General features: G+C 69.3%; 20 protein-coding genes, 2 pseudogenes and 1 riboswitch. Of the genes and pseudogenes, 8 read left to right on the forward strand and 14 right to left on the reverse strand.

Annotated features, from left to right (window positions below):
• Positions 1-2: 2 nt before the first annotated feature.
• The 4 genes from ACH41F_RS12425 to ACH41F_RS12440 all read right to left on the reverse strand — a co-directional run bounded on the left by ACH41F_RS12425 (position 3) and on the right by ACH41F_RS12440 (position 4,566).
• Complete coding sequence (locus ACH41F_RS12425) at positions 3-2,291, reverse strand: heavy metal translocating P-type ATPase (protein WP_398834893.1); 2,289 nt, start codon at positions 2,289-2,291, stop codon at positions 3-5.
• A 111-nt stretch (positions 2,292-2,402) separates the two neighbouring features.
• A complete protein-coding gene (locus ACH41F_RS12430) occupies positions 2,403-2,696 on the reverse strand; it encodes a heavy-metal-associated domain-containing protein (RefSeq protein ID WP_398834896.1) in 294 nt (97 codons plus the stop codon).
• Between the two features lie 215 nt (positions 2,697-2,911).
• Positions 2,912-2,977, forward strand: a riboswitch (cobalamin riboswitch).
• A gap of 141 nt (positions 2,978-3,118) precedes the next feature.
• The gene (locus ACH41F_RS12435; protein ID WP_358714570.1) at positions 3,119-3,535 is read right to left on the reverse strand and encodes a cupredoxin domain-containing protein; all 417 of its coding nucleotides are present in this window, start codon (positions 3,533-3,535) and stop codon (positions 3,119-3,121) included.
• A gap of 170 nt (positions 3,536-3,705) precedes the next feature.
• The gene (locus ACH41F_RS12440; protein WP_398834898.1) at positions 3,706-4,566 is read right to left on the reverse strand and encodes a DUF5134 domain-containing protein; all 861 of its coding nucleotides are present in this window, start codon (positions 4,564-4,566) and stop codon (positions 3,706-3,708) included.
• A 290-nt stretch (positions 4,567-4,856) separates the two neighbouring features.
• On the opposite strand from ACH41F_RS12440, the pseudogene ACH41F_RS12445 reads away from it, so the two are divergent.
• The 3 genes and pseudogenes from ACH41F_RS12445 to ACH41F_RS12455 all read left to right on the forward strand — a co-directional run.
• Positions 4,857-5,252: pseudogene (locus ACH41F_RS12445) on the forward strand (hypothetical protein); the annotation flags it as partial.
• Between the two features lie 497 nt (positions 5,253-5,749).
• Positions 5,750-6,181 (forward strand): DUF6153 family protein, encoded by a 432-nt coding sequence (locus ACH41F_RS12450; RefSeq protein WP_398834900.1) that lies wholly within the window; start codon positions 5,750-5,752, stop codon positions 6,179-6,181.
• 84 nt (positions 6,182-6,265) lie between these two features.
• Positions 6,266-7,885: a multicopper oxidase family protein gene (locus ACH41F_RS12455; RefSeq protein ID WP_398834902.1), complete on the forward strand. Its 1,620-nt coding sequence runs from the start codon at positions 6,266-6,268 to the stop codon at positions 7,883-7,885.
• Positions 7,886-7,932: 47 nt separating this feature from the next.
• On the opposite strand, the gene ACH41F_RS12460 is transcribed toward ACH41F_RS12455, so the two are convergent.
• The 3 genes from ACH41F_RS12460 to ACH41F_RS12470 form a co-directional block, all read right to left on the reverse strand.
• Positions 7,933-8,190 (reverse strand): hypothetical protein, encoded by a 258-nt coding sequence (locus ACH41F_RS12460; protein ID WP_398834905.1) that lies wholly within the window; start codon positions 8,188-8,190, stop codon positions 7,933-7,935.
• Positions 8,191-8,290: 100 nt separating this feature from the next.
• On the reverse strand, positions 8,291-9,022 hold the full coding sequence (locus ACH41F_RS12465) for a hypothetical protein (protein ID WP_398834907.1): 732 nt from the start codon (positions 9,020-9,022) through the stop codon (positions 8,291-8,293).
• 200 nt (positions 9,023-9,222) lie between these two features.
• On the reverse strand, positions 9,223-9,636 hold the full coding sequence (locus tag ACH41F_RS12470; protein WP_398834910.1) for a hypothetical protein: 414 nt from the start codon (positions 9,634-9,636) through the stop codon (positions 9,223-9,225).
• 217 nt (positions 9,637-9,853) lie between these two features.
• On the opposite strand from ACH41F_RS12470, the gene ACH41F_RS12475 reads away from it, so the two are divergent.
• The gene (locus ACH41F_RS12475; protein ID WP_398834913.1) at positions 9,854-10,483 is read left to right on the forward strand and encodes a class I SAM-dependent methyltransferase; all 630 of its coding nucleotides are present in this window, start codon (positions 9,854-9,856) and stop codon (positions 10,481-10,483) included.
• Between the two features lie 27 nt (positions 10,484-10,510).
• Positions 10,511-11,140, forward strand: a complete 630-nt coding sequence (locus tag ACH41F_RS12480; RefSeq protein WP_398834915.1) for a DUF2218 domain-containing protein — start codon at positions 10,511-10,513, stop codon at positions 11,138-11,140.
• 61 nt (positions 11,141-11,201) lie between these two features.
• Here ACH41F_RS12480 and ACH41F_RS12485 read toward each other — a convergent pair whose 3' ends face one another.
• From ACH41F_RS12485 to ACH41F_RS12495, 3 genes are all read right to left on the reverse strand, one after another.
• A complete protein-coding gene (locus ACH41F_RS12485; protein WP_398834918.1) occupies positions 11,202-12,014 on the reverse strand; it encodes an aminoglycoside adenylyltransferase domain-containing protein in 813 nt (270 codons plus the stop codon).
• 51 nt (positions 12,015-12,065) lie between these two features.
• The gene (locus ACH41F_RS12490; protein WP_398834921.1) at positions 12,066-13,193 is read right to left on the reverse strand and encodes a HoxN/HupN/NixA family nickel/cobalt transporter; all 1,128 of its coding nucleotides are present in this window, start codon (positions 13,191-13,193) and stop codon (positions 12,066-12,068) included.
• A 140-nt stretch (positions 13,194-13,333) separates the two neighbouring features.
• Complete coding sequence (locus ACH41F_RS12495; protein WP_398834924.1) at positions 13,334-13,984, reverse strand: TetR/AcrR family transcriptional regulator; 651 nt, start codon at positions 13,982-13,984, stop codon at positions 13,334-13,336.
• A 117-nt stretch (positions 13,985-14,101) separates the two neighbouring features.
• Here ACH41F_RS12495 and ACH41F_RS12500 point away from each other — a divergent pair, with 117 nt between their 5' ends.
• The gene (locus ACH41F_RS12500; RefSeq protein WP_398834927.1) at positions 14,102-14,269 is read left to right on the forward strand and encodes a hypothetical protein; all 168 of its coding nucleotides are present in this window, start codon (positions 14,102-14,104) and stop codon (positions 14,267-14,269) included.
• A gap of 484 nt (positions 14,270-14,753) precedes the next feature.
• Here the strand turns inward: ACH41F_RS12500 and ACH41F_RS12505 are convergent, their stop codons facing one another.
• The 4 genes from ACH41F_RS12505 to ACH41F_RS12520 all read right to left on the reverse strand — a co-directional run bounded on the left by ACH41F_RS12505 (position 14,754) and on the right by ACH41F_RS12520 (position 18,176).
• Entirely contained in the window at positions 14,754-15,680 is a 927-nt protein-coding gene (locus ACH41F_RS12505; protein WP_398834929.1) for a F510_1955 family glycosylhydrolase, read from the reverse strand.
• Positions 15,681-15,712: 32 nt separating this feature from the next.
• Complete coding sequence (locus tag ACH41F_RS12510; protein ID WP_398834932.1) at positions 15,713-16,738, reverse strand: NlpC/P60 family protein; 1,026 nt, start codon at positions 16,736-16,738, stop codon at positions 15,713-15,715.
• 161 nt (positions 16,739-16,899) lie between these two features.
• A complete protein-coding gene (locus tag ACH41F_RS12515) occupies positions 16,900-17,811 on the reverse strand; it encodes a M56 family metallopeptidase (RefSeq protein ID WP_358714551.1) in 912 nt (303 codons plus the stop codon).
• A complete protein-coding gene (locus tag ACH41F_RS12520) occupies positions 17,808-18,176 on the reverse strand; it encodes a BlaI/MecI/CopY family transcriptional regulator (RefSeq protein ID WP_358714550.1) in 369 nt (122 codons plus the stop codon). Before ACH41F_RS12520 ends, ACH41F_RS12515 begins: the two co-directional genes overlap by 4 nt.
• Before the next feature lie 179 nt (positions 18,177-18,355).
• Between ACH41F_RS12520 and ACH41F_RS12525 the strand changes: the two genes are divergently transcribed.
• Both ACH41F_RS12525 and ACH41F_RS12530 read left to right on the forward strand, forming a co-directional pair.
• A complete protein-coding gene (locus ACH41F_RS12525) occupies positions 18,356-18,778 on the forward strand; it encodes a DUF6153 family protein (RefSeq protein WP_358714549.1) in 423 nt (140 codons plus the stop codon).
• A gap of 87 nt (positions 18,779-18,865) precedes the next feature.
• Positions 18,866-19,501, forward strand: a pseudogene (locus tag ACH41F_RS12530) (DUF305 domain-containing protein).
• Positions 19,502-19,667 lie beyond the last annotated feature (166 nt).

The raw sequence follows: 19,667 nt of genomic DNA on the forward strand, positions 1-19,667 counted from the left end.
ACTCACTTGAAGGACCGCAGTCGCAGGCTGTTGGTCACCACGAACACCGACGAGAACGCCATCGCCGCGCCCGCGATCATCGGGTTGAGCATGCCGAAGGCGGCCAGCGGCAAGGCTGCGACGTTGTAGCCGAAGGCCCAGAAGAGGTTGCCCTTGATGGTGGCCAGGGTCCTGCGGGACAGGCGGATCGCGTCGGCGGCCACGCGGAGGTCGCCGCGTACGAGGGTCAGGTCGCCCGCCTCGATCGCCGCGTCCGTGCCGGTGCCCATGGCCAGGCCGAGGTCGGCGGTGGCGAGGGCGGCGGCGTCGTTGACACCGTCGCCGACCATCGCGACCGTACGGCCCTCGCCCTGGAGGCGCTTGACGACGTCGACCTTGTCCTGAGGCAGGACTTCGGCGATGACCTCGTCGATGCCGACGGCCTTCGCGACCGACTCGGCGACGAGCTGGTTGTCGCCGGTCAGCAGGACGGGCGTCAGGCCCAGCCTGCGCAGTTCGGCCACCGCTTCGGCGCTGGTCTCCTTGATGGCGTCGGCGACGGTGAGGACACCGCGCGCCTCGCCGTCCCAGGCGACGGCGACCGCCGTACGCCCCTCAGCCTCCGCGGCGGCCTTGGCCTCGGCCAGCTCCTGGGGGAGTTCGATGACCCACTCCTTGAGGAGCTTCTCCCGCCCGACGAGCACCGCGTGGCCGTCGACAACGCCCTGGACGCCGAGGCCGGCGACGTTCTCGAAGTTCTCCGGGACGGGAAGGCTTCCGGCCCGCGCGGTCGCGCCGACCGCGATGGCCTGGGCTATGGGGTGTTCGGAGGCGTGCTCCAACGCACCTGCCAGCCGCAGCAGTTCGTCCTTGTCCACGCCAGGGGCGACGTGTACGTCCTGGAGGGTCATGCGGCCGGTGGTGACCGTGCCGGTCTTGTCGAGGACGACGGTGTCGACGCGGCGGGTGGACTCCAGGACCTCGGGGCCCTTGATGAGGATGCCGAGCTGCGCCCCGCGCCCGGTGCCGACCATCAGCGCGGTCGGCGTGGCCAGGCCCAGCGCGCAGGGGCAGGCGATGATCAGGACGGCGATGGCGGCGGTGAAGGCGGACACCGTGTCGCCGGTGGCGCCGAGCCAGACTCCGAAGGTGGCCACCGCGATGAAGATGACGACCGGTACGAAGATCCCGGAGATCCGGTCGGCGAGGCGCTGCACCTCGGCCTTGCCGTTCTGTGCGTCCTCGACCAGCTTCGCCATCCGCGCGAGCTGGGTGTCCGTGCCGATGCGGGTCGCCTCGACGACGAGACGGCCGCCGGCGTTCACGGTTGCCCCTGTGACGGCGTCCCCGACGGTCACGTCCACCGGCACCGACTCGCCGGTCAGCATGGACGCGTCCACCGCCGACGCACCCTCGACGACGGTGCCGTCGGTCGCGATCTTCTCCCCGGGTCGTACGACGAAGCGGTCACCGACGGCCAACTGACCGACCGGGACGCGCACTTCCTTGCCACCGCGCAGCACCGCGACGTCCTTCGCGCCCAGTTCCATGAGTGCCCGCAGCGCCGCTCCCGACTTCCTCTTGGCGCGAGCCTCCAGATACCGGCCCGCGAGGATGAACGTCGTCACCCCGGCCGCGGCCTCCAGGTAGATGGAGGAGGAACCGTCCCCACGGGAGACGGTGAACTCGAAGCCGTGGCGCATGCCCGGCATCCCGGCGTGCCCCCAGAACAGCGCCCACACCGACCAGCCGAGCGCGGCGAGCGTGCCGATCGACACCAGCGTGTCCATGGTCGCGGCGCCGTGCCGCAGGTTCGTCCAGGCCGCCTTGTGGAACGGGAAGGCGCCCCAGACCACGACGGGAGCCGCAAGGGTCAGCGACAGCCACTGCCAGTTGTCGAACTGCAGCGCCGGAACCATCGCCATCAGTACGACGGGCACGGTGAGCACCAGCGAGATGTACAGGCGCTCGCGCAGGGACAACAGCTCGCCGTCTGCCGCCGGAGCGGCCTGCGCCTCGCCCTCCTCGGCCGCAGCGGAGGCGGGCGGGGGCGGCTCCTCGGCGGTATAGCCGGTCTTCTCGACGGTGGCGATGAGGTCGGCGACCTCGACACCTGCCGGGAACGAGACCTTCGCCTTCTCGGTGGCGTAGTTGACGGTCGCGGTGACGCCGTCCAAACGGTTGAGCTTCTTCTCGATGCGGGCGGCGCACGAGGCGCAGGTCATGCCGCCGATGGAGAGCTCGACCTCGGAGGCGGGCGCGGCCGCGGGTGCCGTGCCGGGTAGGGCCTTTTCGGGAGCCGTGCTGGTCATTGCGTATCTCCAGGGGGAGGCCGGGACGTACGGCGTCCGTATCAGCGGAGCGATACGTCCCGGCGCGGGAGGAATTCGCGTGTCCGGGCCCTGGTGGGCCCGGAGAGATCGTCAGGCGCGGCCGACGAGCTCGTAGCCGGCCTCGTCGACGGCGGCGCGGACGGCCGCCTCGTCGAGCGGGGCGGCGGAGGTGACGGTGACCTCGCCGGACGCGGCGACCGCCTTGACCGCGGTGACGCCGTCCAGCTTGGAGATCTCCTGGGAGACCGCGCCCTCGCAGTGGCCGCAGGTCATGCCGGAGACCTTGTAGACGGTGGTTACGCCGACGCCCTGGACGTCGACCGTGGCGTTGGAGCCGCAGGAACCGGAGCCGCAGCAGGAGCTGGCGTTCGTCTCTGTGGTCATGGCAACTTCCTCAGGGTGTGGATGCGTGGGTCGTTCCCCGGGAGGTGCGTGGTTCCCTGGCCCTCCCGAATACGTCAACACTATACCCCCTAGGGGTATTCCCGCCACCTGTGGTGCCGCTCACACGGCACTGCCCAGCCGGTCCAATGATCCGCTAACTTGCTTAGTAGCGTCCGACCTGCGGCGACAACTTCACATCGAGGCGACGGTGCGCAGGAACTCCGGTGAGAGTCCGGGACGGTGCCGCCACTGTGACCGAGGCTGCCCCGGGAGTCAGACACAGACCCGTCGTCCTCCTCGGGATGCGGGCGGCCCGCGCCCGGACGACGGCGAGCGTGCCCGCCGCAGCCGTGCCCGTCGACTGACGCATCGGCGGCGTGGCCTCGGCCGGTGCCCGTGCGCCGGCCGAGGTCCTCGGTGACTCAACGGACGATCAGCGTGCCCGTCATGTTCGGGTGGAGGGTGCAGTCGAAGGCGTAGCGGCCTGCCTCGGAGGGGGCGGTGAACGTCCCGGACTCTCCGCCGGCGATGTTCCCCGTGTCGAAGGCATCGCCATCGGTAGCTGTGACCGTGTGTGCGTCGGAGTCCTTGTTGACCACGGTGATCTTCTCGCCAGGTCCGACCTCGGGATTGGCCGGGCTGAACGCGAAGTTCTCCATCGTGATACGGAGCGCGCCCGCGGATTCGGGCGAGGAGGCCGGGGCGGACGAGGAAGTGGCGCTGGGAGAGGCCGGGGAAGGTTCGCTGTCCCCGTTGGAACAGGCGGTCGCGAGCAGCAGGGCGGCGACTGCTCCGAGGGCGAGGGGGACGGAACGCCGGCGGCGATGTGAAGGCGACATCGGATCGGGCCCTTCGTCCGGCGCCCGAGGGCGGCCTGGGTCGGGGACTACGAGTCCGAGCCCGCCCGGGCGCATGAATCGCTTGTGTCCATTCTCCGCCTCGGGCGTCGAGTGCCAAATGGCTTCCTGGAGGGCAGTGGCACCCTGTGCCGATCAGCGCCGGTCAGCCCTCACACGGCCATCATCAGCAGCATCGCGGACATGGTCCCGCCCATGCCGATGTGGGCCGCCAGCGCAGCCTCCGGCGCGGCCCCGAGTTTGCGGCGCCGTCCGTGGCCTGTCCGCTGTGCCGTACGGGCCCTGTCCCACACCGAGGTCGTCAGGGACGCCAGGAAGACCAAGACGGTGTCCGGCATGGCGAGCAGCCAGCGGCCCCAGCTGAACCGGGCCCCAGCGCCTCGGCCGATCTTGCGGGGGCTTCGAGCCCTGGCCCACACGGACGCCCCGATCGACAGTACGAAGTACACGGCGAGCGCCACGATCAGGAGCCGCCACATGGAGGAGGACCCGGAGGAGGCGCCGGTGTCGGCCGCGGCTTGCGTCATGCCGTGCATGTCCATCCCGTGCGCGGAGCTCATCCCCTCCATGGACTCCATGCCAGCCATTTCGTGGCTGTGCGCGGTGTTCGCCGTGCTCTCCATGCCCGGCATGTGCGCCATGGAGGAATGCCCCAGGGCGAGTACCGGGCCGGACGACGTACTCGTCATGGCGAGCGTCATGATCACCATGCCGGCGCTGCCGATGATGAGGTGCACCCAGTGACGGCCGTGCTTCCATCCGCTCTCGCGCGTGTGCTTGACCGCCATCGCCACGCCTACGAGAGAGAGGAGAGCGAACGCTCCCGACCACCACATGCCGTAGCCCGCGTACCAGGCGACCGTCGCTGGCAAGGCCATGGCGGCCATGCACATGCCCATGAGCAGGTCGCCGCCGGCCGCGAGCCGGACTGCGCCGCTGGTGGTCACCACGCGGACCGCGCTGACGGCGGCCACCAGGGCGGCGACCGCCGCGATGGCCCAACTGAGCGCCATGGTCCCCATATTCACCTTCCCGATCGTCTGAGCGCGGCCGGACTGCGATGCCGACGCAGCCTCGTTGCACAGAGCACTCGTGGGCGTCTCTTGTATTGTCAACTGCTAGTGCTCTTAGTACGTCCTGAGGTCGGGGAGCGTTCAGGAGCCGGTAAGAGTTCACGGCAGGCGATACGGACGTGCGGCGCTGTCGTTTGTCAGATCGCTGGAGCCGCCGAGACGACCTGCGGCGGAGACACACACGCCGACGCCACTGATCACGGCGGGCGACGAACCGGGGGATCACCGTCATGCGTCTGCCGTGCCCACGCCTGAGTGCCATCCGCAGGCCGCGCCTGCTGCCTCCCACCCGTGCGGGGCAGCGGCGGCTCGTGCAGACGCTGATGCTGCTGTGTGTGCTGGCGCTGCTGCCCGCGACGTGGAGGTACACGGCGTCGGACGACCGGCTGCACATGACGGCCGACGCTCCGCGCACCGAGGTCGCCGTGGTCTTCGGCGCGGGACGGATGTGAAACGCCATCGATGTTCCTGGCCAGCCGTCTCGACGCGGCGGCGAAGCTGTATCGCGAGGGTCGCGTCGAGGTGGTTCTGGTCACCGCGACAACAGCAGCCCTCGCAACGAGCCGCACGCCACTACCTCACCCATCAAGGCGCGCATCGTCAGCGACTACGCCAGCTTCGACACCTGCCTGTGTACGCGCCAACGGAACTGCACGCGGCGGCCGAGGCCGGCGCGAGCGGCTGCGCGATCCGGCGGGTGAGCCGTGGTGGGCGCTGTCCCATGAGCTCGTCTCCGTTACCTACAGTCTAAGTGTGTTCGTAGACGTCTCGTAGGCGGCCCGGGCTCCTCCCTCAAGTGATGGCTCGGACAGGGGAGGTTTCTTGTGTCAGGCTTATACGTGGCTACTAGCAAATTTCGTAGTCACGTGTCCCGGTTCGTCGCCGCCTTCTTGGCGGCGGGTGCGCTCCGGTCGTGCGCTCATGTGCGACCGGGCAAGGGGCGTGGCCGTGGGCGGTGCAACAGGAAGCAGCACGTGGTGCTGGCACCGCCCGCGGCCGCGTCTCCGGAACAGCCGCAAGATCCTCCCGGGGGTGACCTGGGCGGGTGGCATCGACCGAGGTATCGGGTACCCCTAGGGGGTAGGATGGCGACTCCGGTGATCGGTGAGGACGAGTGGAGCTCATGACGGCGCGAACGGCTCGTGGCGGCGGCATAGTCGTCCGCTGGGCATACGGGGTGTTCCTCACCCTGTGCGTCGCGCTGGCCGTGCTCGTCCACCACGAGACGTCCGCAATGGGCGTCTCATCCATGGCGAGCGCAACCCATGCCGTCAAGCCGGGCATGGCCCATGCCGCTCACGTGATGCCGGATGAGACGGCACCGTCAGTCTCGGACGGCTCCTCCCGCAGCGCCGACGACAACGGCGCGTGTGCCGCGCCCGGCATGCAGCACTGCGCCACGGCGAGCATCGACTCCGTACAGCTCGGCGTTCCCGCCCAGGTCGCGTTCGACCCGTTGGCGAACCTGAGTCAGGCCATGGCCGGACGTACACCCGGCGCCACGGTCGGCCGAGCCCCGCCAGATTTGTCCGTCCTCTCGCAACTGCGCATATAGGCCTCGCCGGACGGCGCGCGATGTGCCGTCCCTCCGCGACCACATCGGCAGTTTCGAAACATTCGAAGCAGAGGACACAAATCCATGAACAGCATCAACCGACGCTCTGTCCTGCTCGCCGGACTGGGAGTCGCCGGCGCGGGCGCGCTCGCCGCGTGCAGCGGCGGCTCCGGCTCCGGTGGCGGCAACGCACTCGTGAATCCTTCTGGCTCGGCGGTCGCCGCCGCCGAGAAGAAGCGCAAGGGCACCGGACGCCAGCAGAAGCTCACGCTGACCGCGGCGCCCGCCGTGATCGACCTGGGTGGCGGCGTCATGCCCAAGACCTGGGCGTTCGACGGCCGCACCCCCGGCAAGGAGGTCCGCCTCTCCGTCGGCGACACCCTGGTCGCCGAGCTGTCCAACCAGCTCCCGAACAAGACGACCACGTCGATCCACTGGCACGGCATCGCGCTGCGCAACGACATGGACGGCGTGCCGCCTGCCACTCAGACCGCCGTCCGGGCCGGCTCCACCTTCACCTACCGGTTCGTCGCCGACGCCCCGGGCACGTACTTCTTCCACCCGCACGTCGGCGTCCAGCTCGACCGCGGCCTGTACGCGCCGCTGATCGTCGAGGACCCGAAGGAGACCCTCGTTTACGACGACGAGTGGGTCGTCCTCCTCGACGACTGGGTCGACGGCGTCACCGGCACTCCCGACGAGGTCTTCGCCGAGCTCAAGCAGGGCATGGGCGGCATGGACATGGGGGAGAGCGCCAGCCCTAGCTCCAGCGGTATGGAGGGCCACGACATGGGGGACATGGGCGGGATGGACATGGGTGACTCCGCGTCCCCCTCGGCCTCCAGCTCGTCCGGCGGCATGTCCATGAAGTTCATGCTCATGGGCGCCGAGAGCGACCTGCTCGGCGGCGACGCCGGCGACGTGAAGTACCCGCACCACCTGATCAACGGCAGGGTGGCGGCCGACCCGGACGTCTACACCGGCAAGCCCGGCAAGAAGGTACGGCTGCGGATCATCAACGCGGGCGGGGACACCGCCTACCGAGTCGCCCTCGGCGACCACAAGCTCACCGTCACGCACGCCGACGGCTTCCCGGTCCGGCACCAGGAGGTGGACGCCCTGCTGGTCGGCATGGGTGAGCGGTACGACGTCCTCGTCACCTTGGGCGACGGGGTCTTCCCGCTCGTCGCGCTGGCCGAGGGCAAGAATGCGAACGGCCTCGCCCTTGTCCGCACGGGTTCGGGGAGCGCACCGAAGGCGACCGTCAGCCCGAAGGAACTCGACGGCATGATCATGAGTGCGTCCCAGCTGCGTGCCGCCGACGACGTACGCCTGAAGTCCGCCAAGACCGACGTCACACACCAGATCAAGCTGACCGGCGGCATGGACAAGTACAACTGGGCCATCAATGGCACGCCGTTCGACATGAACGACCCCGACGCGTACCCGATCCTCATCGAGGAGGGCCAGCGCGTCCGGCTCGACTTCGTCAACGACACCGACATGTGGCACCCGATGCACCTGCACGGGCACACGTACCAACTGGGCGACTCCGGGCCGCGCAAGGACACATCGATCGTGCTGCCCAAGAAGAAACTGTCCGTCTTCTTCGACGCCGACAACCCGGGCCAGTGGATGCTGCACTGCCACAACGCCTACCACGGCGAGGCCGGGATGATGGCGAACGTGGCCTACCGGGCCTGACGTCCGCGCGCCGTCCCCGGGCCTGTCCGGGGACGGCACGCGAGCGGTTACGGCGAGATGTCCCCCTCGCGGGAAGCGGGTTCGAAGGCTGATGCCGTCGGCTCTTCCCGCCTGCGCCGCCGTCTCTCCCGCCATGCCAGCTCCAATATCAGAGCCACGGCGAAGGCGATGGCCAGCACCGTCGCGATGAAACCGAAGGTGGAGACCCCCGACAGGAATCCGCTCTGGTCCTCCTTGGTGTCGGAGGCGACCTGAATGGCGCCGAGGGCGCTGCTCGGGGCGTAGGCGTCGGTGAATCCGGTCATATCCCCTCCGGTTCGCCCCCGTTGAAGGGGGTGCGACGCCTACGTTACCCGGCTAAAGCTAAGCTCCTTAGTAGATGGATGGTTCCGGTGTCGTTGACGGTCAGTGGCTGTGGCCGTCCTCCGCGTGACCGGATTCCTCCTCGGGGGGCACACTGGATTCCGGCGCCGAGGGCTCGGTGGCGGGTGCGGTGGACTCCTCCTCGGTGCTGTGCTCGTCCGCTTCCTCCTCCGTGCCGCCGCCGTGGCTGTGCCCGCTCTCGCCGGAGGTTTCGCCCAGTCCGTCCGCCACCGCCCGCAGGCCGAAGAAGCTGACGGCGGCCGTGAGGAGCACCGCCAGGCCCAGGGGGCCGAAGATGCGGCGCCAGGAGGACTCCGCGTCCTTGAGCACGAAGGCGATGAAGGAGACCGTTATCCCCAGGGGGACCAGCACGGCACCCCGGTCCGGGAAGTCCTCGAAGTGCTGTAGGCCGCCGCTGAGCATGCCGATGCCGAACGAGAGCATCAGCGAAGCCGCGATGATGAGGACCGCGCGTCGTAGGGCGGGGCGGTCGGTGGCGAGGAGGAACTCGTTGACCACCGTCGCGGCCAGGAAGACCAGCACCCCGACGACAGCGATCTTCGTGTACCGAGCCGGGTCCAGCGGGTGGTGCACCACGGCGCCGCTGATGAGGCCCGCGCCGACGAAGTACAGCACGTATCCGATGTAGCGGCCCGCGAGCGGTGCGGGCTTGCGGGCGCGGCGACGGCGGCCCCGACGGGTGGCCGCTCGACCGCCGCCGGGGTGCGGCTGCTGGGGTGCGGAGGAGGCGAGGTGGTCGGTGACGAGGGACAAGACAGGGCCTTTCAACGGCTCGGAGTCGAGGGAGGCGGAGCGGCAGCCGGGGCCGGGCAGGGATGCGCAACGCCGCGCGTTCGGCGTAGGCCGGAGGTGCGGTACGTGGCCGGCTTGCCGGTTCAGGGCGTACGAAGCCCTACGGGCCTGAAACAGGCACGGGCAGGCAGAGGCCCGGCAGCGAGATGAGCTCGCTCCGCCTAGATGCGCAATACGGAGGGTGCGCCGGGTGGCCTCGTGCCCGGGTCCGCCTCGACGGCGTGCATGCCGGAGCGGGGCAACAGGTGGCAGGGGTCGGTCACTTCGAGCGGCGACGTGCTGGGCGGAGGCACGTCGGGTGCCTCGCTCGGCTGGCTCGGCGCGCAATTGTGTGCCGACGTCGCGGATTCGCCGTCCTCCTGCGGGCCGTGATCGTGCCCGGCGGAAGACTCCGATTCGGCGGCGGGCAGCGACGCCGTGACGCCCGCATCGAGGTGCCCGGCGGCGCTTTCTCCGTGCAGGCCGTGGGAGAACAGCAGGCCGAACAGCAGCGCAGCGAGCCATAGAACACGGCTCACCCGTGAAGCCCGCGTGGGGGCTCCCGTCGGGGCTGCGGCCGTCCGTTCCGTGAGCACGGCGCGATCATAGTCAGTCCGGAAGAGGCGTGCGGCGCCGCCCGCTCGTGGGGTCCCGGGCCCGACGCACCCTGGCTTCGTAGTCATCGATGGATACGTGGCGCCGATATAGAGACACCATGCATTGACATAGACGGAGTGTCTCGATAAAGCTGGTGGCTGTCACGAGGATCCGGGCAACGCCCCGGACGCCAGACGCGACGGGAAGGACACCGGCATGGCCGGCTCACTCCGTTACCCCCACCCGCACCCAGGTTCCGCCGAGCCTCCAGAGCCCGACGACCTCTACGCCAGTCCACCGCCCTGGGACATAGGCCGACCGCAACGGGCGTTCCTCGCTCTCGCCTATGCGGGCGTGTTGCAGGGCCGGGTGCTGGACGTCGGCTGCGGGACCGGCGAGCACGTGCTCATGTGTGCCGGCCTAGGTCTGGACGCCACGGGCGTCGACCTCGCCTCCCGAGCCCTGCGCGCCGCCGAGGAGAAGGCGCGCGAGCGCGGCCGCTCGGCGAGGTTCCTCCGCTGGGACGCCCTGAAGCTGGCCGACCTCGAGGAGTCCTTCGACACCGTGCTCGACTGCGGGCTCTTCCACATCTTCGGTGGCGACGACCGCGCCGCCTACGTCGACAGTCTGCGGGCCGCGACGCGTCCGGGCGGCCGCTACCTCATGCTGTGCTTCAGTGACCGGCAGCCCGGCGAGTGGGGTCGTGTGCACAAGCTCACGCGGGACGAGATCGAGGTCTCGTTCGCCGACGGATGGCGTATCGACTCCATCGAACCCAGCACGATCGACATCACCACCGACCCGGACGGCATCCGGGCCTGGCTCGTCGCTCTCACCCGGATCTGACCCGGTGAGCAGCCCGAAGGGAATGCCATGCTGACCGCCGAGGCCCGCGTCGAGACCGACCGCGCGAGCCGCTACCTCGACCAACTCTGCCGCCACGCCCAGCAGATGGGGCAACGCCCCCACTATCGGCCACGCGCTCACGGCGGCGACACGCACAGGCCCCCCGAGGTGCACGATGTCGAATGGTCCGAAACCCAGGGGACCGTCCGCCTGAGCTTGGGCCAGTGGGCTCTGCGGGCCACGCCCGAGGCGCTGGTACTGCGCGTCGAGGCCGCCAACCAGGGCTACCTGCAACGGATGCAGGACCTCATCGCCGCACGCCTCGAAAAGATCGGCAGACGCGACCACCTCAGCGTGTCCTGGCAGCGATCTGAGGCAGGCGGAGTTCAGCCCGGCGAAGCCGACGAGACCGACGGATCACATCCGCAGCAGGCGCCACGGCGCGCCCGGCGCTGGCCCCTCAAGGCAGTCGGCGGCATCGTGGCACTGCTTGTAGTCGGGCATCTCGCACTGGGTGGATCCGTGCTGGCAGTCGCGCGGTGGTGGGGCTGGGGAGCCGGGGCCATCGTCCTGCTGGTCGTCGTCGTGAAGCTTTTCGGGCTGGGTGGCCTCGCCGCCCGGCACGGCCATCGGCGCAGGCGTAGGGAAAGGGTGTGAAGCGTAGGCGAGTGTGGCCGAAATTCAACATCGCGGATTACGCCGACATCCACTAATTTTCTTAGGAGTCGTGCGCGTTCTGCTGCGCGTCGCTGATGGCCATGTCGATGAACGCGAGTGCTTGGGAGCGGCGCTCGAAGGGGGTGCGGTACAGGGACTTCTCCGCGGCGCCGCACCTGACGCGCAGGCACTCCTCCACGATGCGGTGCCATTGGTCGTCGAACCGTGTGAGCGCGTACTCTCCGGCCCCTCGCTTGGACGTGATCCGGCCCGTGGTCAGGGTGTAGTGCAGGCGACTGACGCCGAGGACGCCCCAGGCAGGTCCCCAGCTGCCCAGGCATGCAAGGCCCAGCGGAGAAGGGAGCCGTGAGGCGCGTCGCCACCACGGCCGCCAGTAGTCGGCCAGGTTCCCGTGTGTCCACGTGGTGAGGTTGGAGCGGTCCGTGTGAACGGTCATGTCGCCCGGGAGCGGCCCGCGCAGGGCGAAGCCGTGGTCGGCCAGGGTGTGCCAGGTCACCGGGTGGCGGCCGCCGCGGGACGCGCGGCTGAACTTGCGCTTGTGGACGTGCGGGCCTGGCGCGGCCTGCAACGGGTCTGCGGCGAGCTGGTCCCAGGTGACGTACGAACCGTCGAAGTACGGGCGCGGATACGCGTCGGCCACGTGCGCGTGAACCCGTTCCAGGATCCTGAGCTCCCGGTCGTCCGGGGGAGCTGACGACACGGCCACGAAGTCGATGTCGCTGGCCCCGGGATGGAAGTCGTGCAATGCCACGGAGCCCACGAGATAGAGGCCTTGGATCAGCCCCGGCAGCTCTGTGTCGACGGCGTTCACATATGTCTGGACGGCCACGTAAACAGAAAGATCCAGGATCATAGGGGCAAATCCTGCACCCAAGTCGCGGTCTGCGCTACGGCGCTGAAACGATCAGTCTTCCGCGACTCGTGGCGCGAGTGCCCACTTCTGCTCGATGCGGCCGTATCGCCAGACGAGCAGCGCGGCGACCCATGTCACGACGAAGAGTCCTACGACGGCGTATCCGACGCTGTTGAGGTCGATGCCGCCGATCCAGTCCCAGAAGACGCCATGCAGGGAGAGCTTCTCCGCGGCGATCGACAGGAGTTCGACCGTGCCGATGAGGAGGGCGGCGGCAACCGAGAGACCGGTGATCGTGATGTTGTAGAAGACCTTGCGGACCGGGTTGGAGAAGGCCCAGGAGTACGCGAAGTTCATGAACGAGCCGTCGATCGTGTCGAGCAGGCTCATGCCGGCCGCGAACAGCACTGGCAGGCACAGGATCGCGTACCAGGGGATGCCGGACCCGGCCGCGCCCGCCGCGAGGAAAAGCAGCGAGACCTCGGTGGCGGTGTCGAAACCGAGGCCGAAGAGGAAGCCCAGCGGGTACATGTGCCAGGGCTTGCCCACGGCCCGGGTGGCGCGGCCCAGAACGCGGCTCATTAGCCCGCCGCCGGCGGTGAGCTGGGCCTCCAGGTCCGCCTCGGTGCGACGGCCGGAGCGCATCCGCCGGAACACCTTGAGGATGCCGATGAGAGCTACGAGGTTGAAGGCGGCGATGACGTAGAGGAAGACGCCGGAGACGGACGTGCCGACGAGGCCGAGCGTCTGATGCAGGCCTGATCCATCGTCCTGGACCGGCCCGGCGAGAGAGCGCACGCCGAGCGCGAAGAGCAGGGCGAGCAGGAAGACGACCGTCGAGTGGCCGAGGGAGAAGGAGAAGCCGACGGAGAGCGGGCGCTGCCCGTCGGAGATCAGCTTGCGGGTCGTGTTGTCGATCGCCGCGATGTGGTCCGCGTCGAAGGCGTGCCGCATACCCAGTACGTACGCCGTTACGCCGAGCCCGATGCCGAAGGCTCCCTGGCCGCCGCCGAGGTCGAAGTGCTGGGGGACGACGACGAGCAGCAGAGTGCCCCAGCCGATCACGTGCAGGGCGAGGATCGCGGCGGCCAGTCCGCCGGCCCGGGCCCATTCGCGAGGGGTGAGTGCTCCTCGTATGCGCCGGACGAGGCCGGGCTCGGGCTGGGTCGCAGCGGTCATGGTGAGGTCCTTGATTCAGGTGGTGCTTGAAGTCAGCTTCCATCCTCCATGGCATTCGATGCTCAGGTGCAAAAGGATTGCAATAACTCCAAACAGGCTGCGGCCGCGCAGGTGCTGAGCTGTGACAAGAGCCGCCGGACTCAGTGACCAGAGTGCCGTGCGCGATGGTCGTGGTGCACGTGATGACCCGTCGGCTTCCGGTCGTCCTGCGCGACGTGCGCGTCGCGCAGCCCGGACAGCGTGACCGTGACGAGGCGGTCGGCCGCCGCTTCGGACGGCAGGGCGGCAGCCGCTGTGAGGGAGTGGAGGCAGTACGTCGCGAGTTCGTCGGGTGTCACGTCGCTACGGAAGTCGCCGTTCTCCACGCCCTCGGCCAGCAGGTCCTGGACCATCCCGTGGAGCTGCTGCTGCGCTCGTACGACCCGCTCGTCCCGATGTAGGAACACCCCGAGTTCGGTGCCGTGATGCCCGCTGGACTCGCGCGAGATATGGGCGAACGCCCTCAGGACCGCCTCGAGTTGTGCGGCGGCTCCCTCGGTCTGGTCCCGGACCTCCGAGAGCAGGCCGAGGTGCTCGGTGATCTGACGGTCGTGCCAGGCGAGCAGGATCGCCTCGACGTCCGGGAAGTACTTGTACAGCGTGGCCCGCCCGATGCCGGCCTGCTCGGCGATCTGCGACATCGTCACGGACCGCACCCCGTGCTCGGCGGCCAGCTCCGCGGTGGTGTTCAGAATCGCGTCGCGCACCGCACGGCGATGCGCCTCGATCGTCTCGTTCCACAGCTTCGGCACTGGATCAGTGTACGTGGCGGCGATGTCGATACACCCTGCTTGACGTCGTAGACATCATGTCTCGTAAAATGCATGTCGCGAACAGTATGCCGACCGCTTCCAGTGAGGGACACGTACATGGCCGACTCGTCTTCTGCCGCCGACGCCGCCGATCACCGGCCCGATCCCGCGGCGCATCCCGGCATGCCGCGCTGGGCCAAGACGCTCGTGATCGGGGCCGGTGCCGCCCTCCTCGTGGCGCTCGTGCTCATGCACGCCCTCGGCGGCGGCATGGGTAACCACTGATCGCGATGGCCATGAACCCTCGTCTCCGCAAGATCGCGCTCACCGCGCACGTCACCTCGTCGGTCGGCTGGCTCGGTGCTGTCGCCGTCTTCCTCGCCCTCGCCGTCGCGGGTCTGACCAGCGAGAGTGCCCAGACCGTGCGCGGCGCCTATCTCGCGATGGAGCTGACCGGCTGGCTCGTCCTGGTCCCGTTGAGTCTCGCCTCGCTGCTCACCGGGCTCGTCCAGGCGCTGGGGACCTCGTGGGGGCTGTTCCGGCACTACTGGGTCCTGTTCAAGCTGCTGATCAACATCGTCGCCACCGTCCTGCTGCTCGTGCACATGCAGGTGATCGCCCAGGTCGCCGACGCCGCGGCCGCGTCCGACCTGTCCAGCGGTGATCACTTCGGGATGAGGGTCCAGCTGCTGGCCGATGCCGCCGCGGCTCTCCTGGTGCTGCTCGTGGCCGTGGCGCTCTCGGTGTTCAAGCCGAGGGGACTGACCCGCTACGGGTGGCGCAAGCAGCAGGAGTCGCGAGCGGGGGAGCGTTCGGAGGGACGGGACGACCAGGTGGCGAGGGGCGCGAGCTCGGTGAAGGTCCTTCCGCCGTCGACGGATTCGTACACGCCGTCCTGCGTCGCGGCGAGAACGTGCTCGGCGTCAACCGCGGTCAATGCCTGGGGCTGTCCGCCGGGCACGGTCGTGAGCTGCTTCCACGTCTTGCCGCCGTCCGCGCTGCCGCTCAGCTTCCCGGACGGGTCGATGCCGAACAGGGACTTCTCCGCGGGCCAGGACAGGAAGGCCTGAACCGGCTCGGCCCCCTTGCCGAAGGTGCGCCCGCCATCGGCGCTGGCCACAACACCGTCGGCCGTGGTGGCCAGCAGCCTGTCCCCGGCCGGGCTCACCGCGAGGTCGAGCGCCTCCAGCGTCGCCCGGTCCTCCCAGCTCTTCAGATCGCTGCTCACCCGGATGCGTCCGCCCTCGTATCCGTAGACGGTCCCCTTGGCCGAGTCCAGTGAATGGAAGTCGGCCTCCCCGGACAGCGAACGGGACGTCCATGTGCGACCCGCGTCCTTGGTCTCGATGAGGCCGACGTTCCCGGGCCGGTCGCTGCCCTCGGCGCCGTGCCCGCTGGCGACGAAGGTGTTCTCGCCGGTCACCGTGAACCCCATGAAGTCGTCTCGGCTGTCGCCGACCAGCTTCGGCTTCCCGCCCTTGGCCACGGTGTAGACGCCGGTGTGGGTGGCGACGTACACGCGTCCGTCGGCGGGATCGACGCCCAGACCGTGCACATGGGAGAGCGTCCCCGAAGAGTCCGAAGTGTCCGCCGCCGTGTCCGTGCCCGCGGAGCCGCCGCAGGCGGTGAGGGCCAGGGAAGCGAGCGAGGCGCCCACGACGGCGAGCAGCTTACGGACGGCCGGGCGTGCGGTCACTGAAGTTCCTTGAGTGATATGGGTGTTGGTGCTCAGGGCCGGGACGCGGCGAAGAACGGCATGGAGTCCAGCGGGACGATCTCGATGTTCTTGCCGGTGCGCGGCGCGTGGATGGCTTTGCCGTCGCCTACGTACATGCCGTTGTGCTGGTTGTCGTTGTACCAGTAGATGATGTCGCCCGGCTGCAGGTCCGACTTGGACACCTTGCGGCCCGCGTCGTACATCTGCTTGACGGTGCGCGGCAGGGACACGCCCGCCGAGCGCCAGGCGGCTCCCACGAGTCCTGAGCAGTCGTAGGAGTTGGGGCCGGTCGAACCCCACTCGTAGGGCTTGCCGAGCTGGGCGTACGCGAACTCGATGGCGGTCTTCGCCCGACCACTGGCCGGGCCGTTGTAGGAGGTCGGGGAGTTGCTGGCGCCCGAGGAGGCGTCGTCCTGCTCCTGGGCGGCCTCCATCCTGGCGCGTTGCTCGGCGGTCAGGCTGTTGAGGAGCTTGCGGGCCTTGGTGAGCTTGCCCTGGACCTCGTCCTTCTTCGCGGCGGCCTTGGCGCGCGTCTCCTCCAGGGACTTCAGACGCTTCTGGGCGTCCTCCCGCTCCTGGGTGAGCTCGCGCTGCTTGGCCTGCATCGCGCGCAGGGCGTCGGCCTGCCGGCTGCTTGTGCGGTCGAGCATCTCGGCATGGTCGAGGTAGTCGTCCGGGTCGCCGGACAGGAAGAGCTCCACGCTCGGGTCGATGCCGCCGCTGCGGTACTGCGCGGCCGCCAAGGGGCCTATCTTCTCCCGTAGTTCGTTGACCTCCTGCTGCTTGCGCGCCAGCCGGTCCCGCGCGGCGTCGACCTCGCCCTGCAGCTTCTTCTGCTTCTCGCTGATGGCGTTGTACTCCTCGGTGGGAGCCTCGGCCTCCTCGTAGAGCTTCTCGACCTGCTTGCGTACGTCGTCCACCGTGGGCTTGGGGGCTGCCTGGCTCTGCGTCGGCAGGAGGCTGACGGCGCCGGCGGCCATGCCGAGGGTGGCTATTCGGGCTCGGCTGGGTGGCTTCGGCCGACGGTGGGTTCCCATCGTGGGGTGAACTCCTCTGCGCGGTCTGTGTACCAGGCGACGGGCTCTGGCGGCCGTCGTACCGGCGCCAGGGCGCCGACCGGTCAAGCGCGTTAGAACTTAGTAGCTTCGTAGTTCGTATCGCAAGCGAGTCCGTGTCACAGGCGTCTCACACGAATCTGTCAGCCGAGCCCGGGCGGGCAGGCGACCAGCAGCGGCAGCAGCGGAACCGCCACGGCCAGGGCGGCGACGGAACCCCACAGGGCGGGGTGGGGTGCCTTGCGCGGGCCCAGGACTCGCTGCAGCCGGATGAGGACGGTGTGGCCACCCGCGGCGAACGCGCCCTTCGGGGTGCGGGCCGCGGCCATCTCGTACATGGCGGTGGCCAGCACCTCGTCGGAGTGACGGCGCAGGGCGCGGTCGTCCGCGATCATCTCCAGCAGCAGTGCCGTCTGCTCCCGGGCGTGGCGGGCCAGCGGGAGCCTGCGGAACACCGAGTGGAAGGCCTCCACGGCAGCCAGGACCAGGTGGTGGCGGCCCGCAATGTGAGCCTGCTCATGGTCCAATACGGCACCGAGCTGCTCCGGCGTCAGCTCGCGCACGGCCGCGTCGCTGACCACGACCCTGGGTCGGCGGCCGGGCAGGCAGTACGCGGCGGGGATGCCGTACGGCAGGACGGTGGCGCTCAGCCGGGCCGAGTGGCGGCCCACCAGGTCGAGCGTCTCCCGGTGTTCCGTTCGCGCCCGGCGGGCGCGCGTCACATGGAAGGCGAAACTGGCGGCCAGGGCGATCGCGATGGCGGCGGCCACACCGACGGCCAGCCGGTCCGCCACGCCGGGGTCGGGCCTGTCCGCACCCACATCGAGCCCGCAGGAGTGCAGCAGGCCCACCAGGCCCGCGTGCAGGTGTTCGGTCGGCATGGCGAGGTTGTACGCGGTCAGCGCGACCCCGATCGAGAACGAGACCGCGAGGGCGTGCCAGACGGCGACGGCCAGGGCGGGCGCCCGGTGCGGCCATCCCGCCCGCAGCATCACTCGCGGGGCGACGACACCCACCATGGCCGTGTAGACGACCAGGGCGGGGGCCGCGTTCACGGCTTCGCCTGTCGTCCGGCGTTCCGCAGGGCCTTGCGCAAGGCTGCCACCTCTTCCTCGGACATGTTCTCGACGAAGTGGACCAGCGCGGCCGGCCGGTCCTTGCTCTCTCCCAGGCCGTCCTCCATGAGCGCGGCGGCGTATGCCTCGCGGCTGCGGACCGGCGTGTAGAGCCAGGCGCGCTTCTGCTTGCCGCGCAGCAGCCAGCCCTTGGTGTACAGGATGTTGGTGACGGTCATCACCGTCGTGTACGCGACCGGGCGGGTCTTGTTTATGTCGTCGACGACCTCACGCACTGTGGCCGGACGGTTCCACGTCCAAAGGCGGTCCATGATCTCCGCCTCGAGATCCCCCAGCCGTCGCATGGGCCTGACTCCTTTTCCGCCACCGAATGCGCAAGCGAATACGCAAGGCCATAGTAGACGGCTGGTCTGCTCGGACTTCCTTGGCTGCGGACGCTCACCCGCCCGCCCTGCCGGCTTTGCGGCCATCTCGCGTACGCCCGAGATGCAAGAGATCAACGGCCTGTGCCTACGATGGCGCTGTGACACGCCCTGTACAGCTCGCCCCTCGACCGCAGTCGGTACTGCGGTCCTGTGGGCTGCTCGTGGGCGCACTGCTGCTGGGCCTGCTCGCCATGCACGGTCTCGGACCGGTGCCACAGGCCGCGACCGTTCACGGACACGACCGGACGGTCGCGGCCGCGGCCATGGGCATGGGCGCCACGGCGGCCAAGCCCACGACGTGCGATCACGGCGATGGCGACTGCCAGGGGCACGCGAAGCACGCGGATCCGACCTGCGCATCCGCATCGGTGACCGGGAGTCCCGGCGTGGTGCCCGCGCTGCTGCCCGACGTCGTGGCCTGCGCGGGAGCGCCGCTCACGCGCACCTCTCCGGACGGCAGCGGACCCGACGGCGGCAGGGCACCACCCTCACTCTCCGAACTCCAGCTCCTGCGGATCTAGAGCGACCCGCGTGACGCCGCATGCCCATCAGGGCGCGGCGCCGCGCATCGGCATGCCCTTCGCAGATCCGATCCCAGGAGTTCAACCATGACCGCACCCCGCAAGCTCATCCGCCGTACCGCCCTCGCCGCCACCGCGGGAGTGGCCGCCCTCGTGCTCGCCGCCTGTGGAGGCAGCGACGGCGGCCACGACATGGGCTCGATGGAGTCCGACTCCAGCCCGTCCGCATCGGCCTCGGCCAAGGCCGGCGCCCACAACGACGCCGACGTCGACTTCGCCACGGAGATGATCCAGCACCACCGTTAGGCCGTCGACATGGCCGAGCTGGCCGCCGACCGCGCCTCCTCGCAGGAAGTCAAGGACCTCGCCACGAAGATCAAGGGAGCGCAGGACCCGGAGATCAAGACGATGTCCGGCTGGCTCACCTCGTGGGGCGAGGAGGTCCCTGCCGACATGTCCGGCATGGAGGGCCACGACATGTCCTCCGGGATGCCCGGCATGATGAGCAGCGAGGACATGGACACGCTGGAGAAGGCCTCCGGCGCCGAGTTCGACAAAATGTTCCTCGAGATGATGGTCGAGCACCACGAGGGCGCCATCGAGATGGCCAAGAGCGAGAAGGCCGACGGCAAGTACGGCCCAGCGACGAAGCTCGCGGACGACGTCATCACGGCCCAGACCGCCGAGATCGAGCAGATGAACAAGATGCTCGGCAAGAGCTGACGCAGCGCCAAGAAACGGTGGGCCGTCGGGGCGAGACCCTGCCGGCCCACCGTCGTCGTGGCACCACGAGGCGCCGAGCCGACCGTTTGCAGTCGACGACAGTGCCCGTCCCTCCGGTTCGATTGGTTCCCCTGGGTGGCGGGCTCACCCGCAGATGGCTTGTTCA

Source organism: Streptomyces sp. NPDC020489, from assembly GCF_044386545.1.
Classification (GTDB): domain Bacteria; phylum Actinomycetota; class Actinomycetes; order Streptomycetales; family Streptomycetaceae; genus Streptomyces.

Bases quoted from the DNA above. Each gene is read 5' to 3' on its own strand.
- ACH41F_RS12475 (WP_398834913.1), top strand. From the start codon at position 9,854: ATGGCCGGCTCACTCCGTTACCCCCACCCGCACCCAGGTTCCGCCGAG.
- ACH41F_RS12485 (WP_398834918.1), bottom strand. From the start codon at position 12,014: ATGATCCTGGATCTTTCTGTTTACGTGGCCGTCCAGACATATGTGAAC.
- ACH41F_RS12435 (WP_358714570.1), bottom strand. From the start codon at position 3,535: ATGTCGCCTTCACATCGCCGCCGGCGTTCCGTCCCCCTCGCCCTCGGA.
- ACH41F_RS12490 (WP_398834921.1), bottom strand. From the start codon at position 13,193: ATGACCGCTGCGACCCAGCCCGAGCCCGGCCTCGTCCGGCGCATACGA.
- ACH41F_RS12480 (WP_398834915.1), top strand. From the start codon at position 10,511: ATGCTGACCGCCGAGGCCCGCGTCGAGACCGACCGCGCGAGCCGCTAC.
- ACH41F_RS12460 (WP_398834905.1), bottom strand. From the start codon at position 8,190: ATGACCGGATTCACCGACGCCTACGCCCCGAGCAGCGCCCTCGGCGCC.
- ACH41F_RS12450 (WP_398834900.1), top strand. From the start codon at position 5,750: ATGACGGCGCGAACGGCTCGTGGCGGCGGCATAGTCGTCCGCTGGGCA.
- ACH41F_RS12440 (WP_398834898.1), bottom strand. From the start codon at position 4,566: ATGGCGCTCAGTTGGGCCATCGCGGCGGTCGCCGCCCTGGTGGCCGCC.
- ACH41F_RS12510 (WP_398834932.1), bottom strand. From the start codon at position 16,738: ATGGGAACCCACCGTCGGCCGAAGCCACCCAGCCGAGCCCGAATAGCC.
- ACH41F_RS12500 (WP_398834927.1), top strand. From the start codon at position 14,102: ATGGCCGACTCGTCTTCTGCCGCCGACGCCGCCGATCACCGGCCCGAT.
- ACH41F_RS12425 (WP_398834893.1), bottom strand. From the start codon at position 2,291: ATGACCAGCACGGCTCCCGAAAAGGCCCTACCCGGCACGGCACCCGCG.
- ACH41F_RS12520 (WP_358714550.1), bottom strand. From the start codon at position 18,176: ATGCGACGGCTGGGGGATCTCGAGGCGGAGATCATGGACCGCCTTTGG.
- ACH41F_RS12430 (WP_398834896.1), bottom strand. From the start codon at position 2,696: ATGACCACAGAGACGAACGCCAGCTCCTGCTGCGGCTCCGGTTCCTGC.
- ACH41F_RS12455 (WP_398834902.1), top strand. From the start codon at position 6,266: ATGAACAGCATCAACCGACGCTCTGTCCTGCTCGCCGGACTGGGAGTC.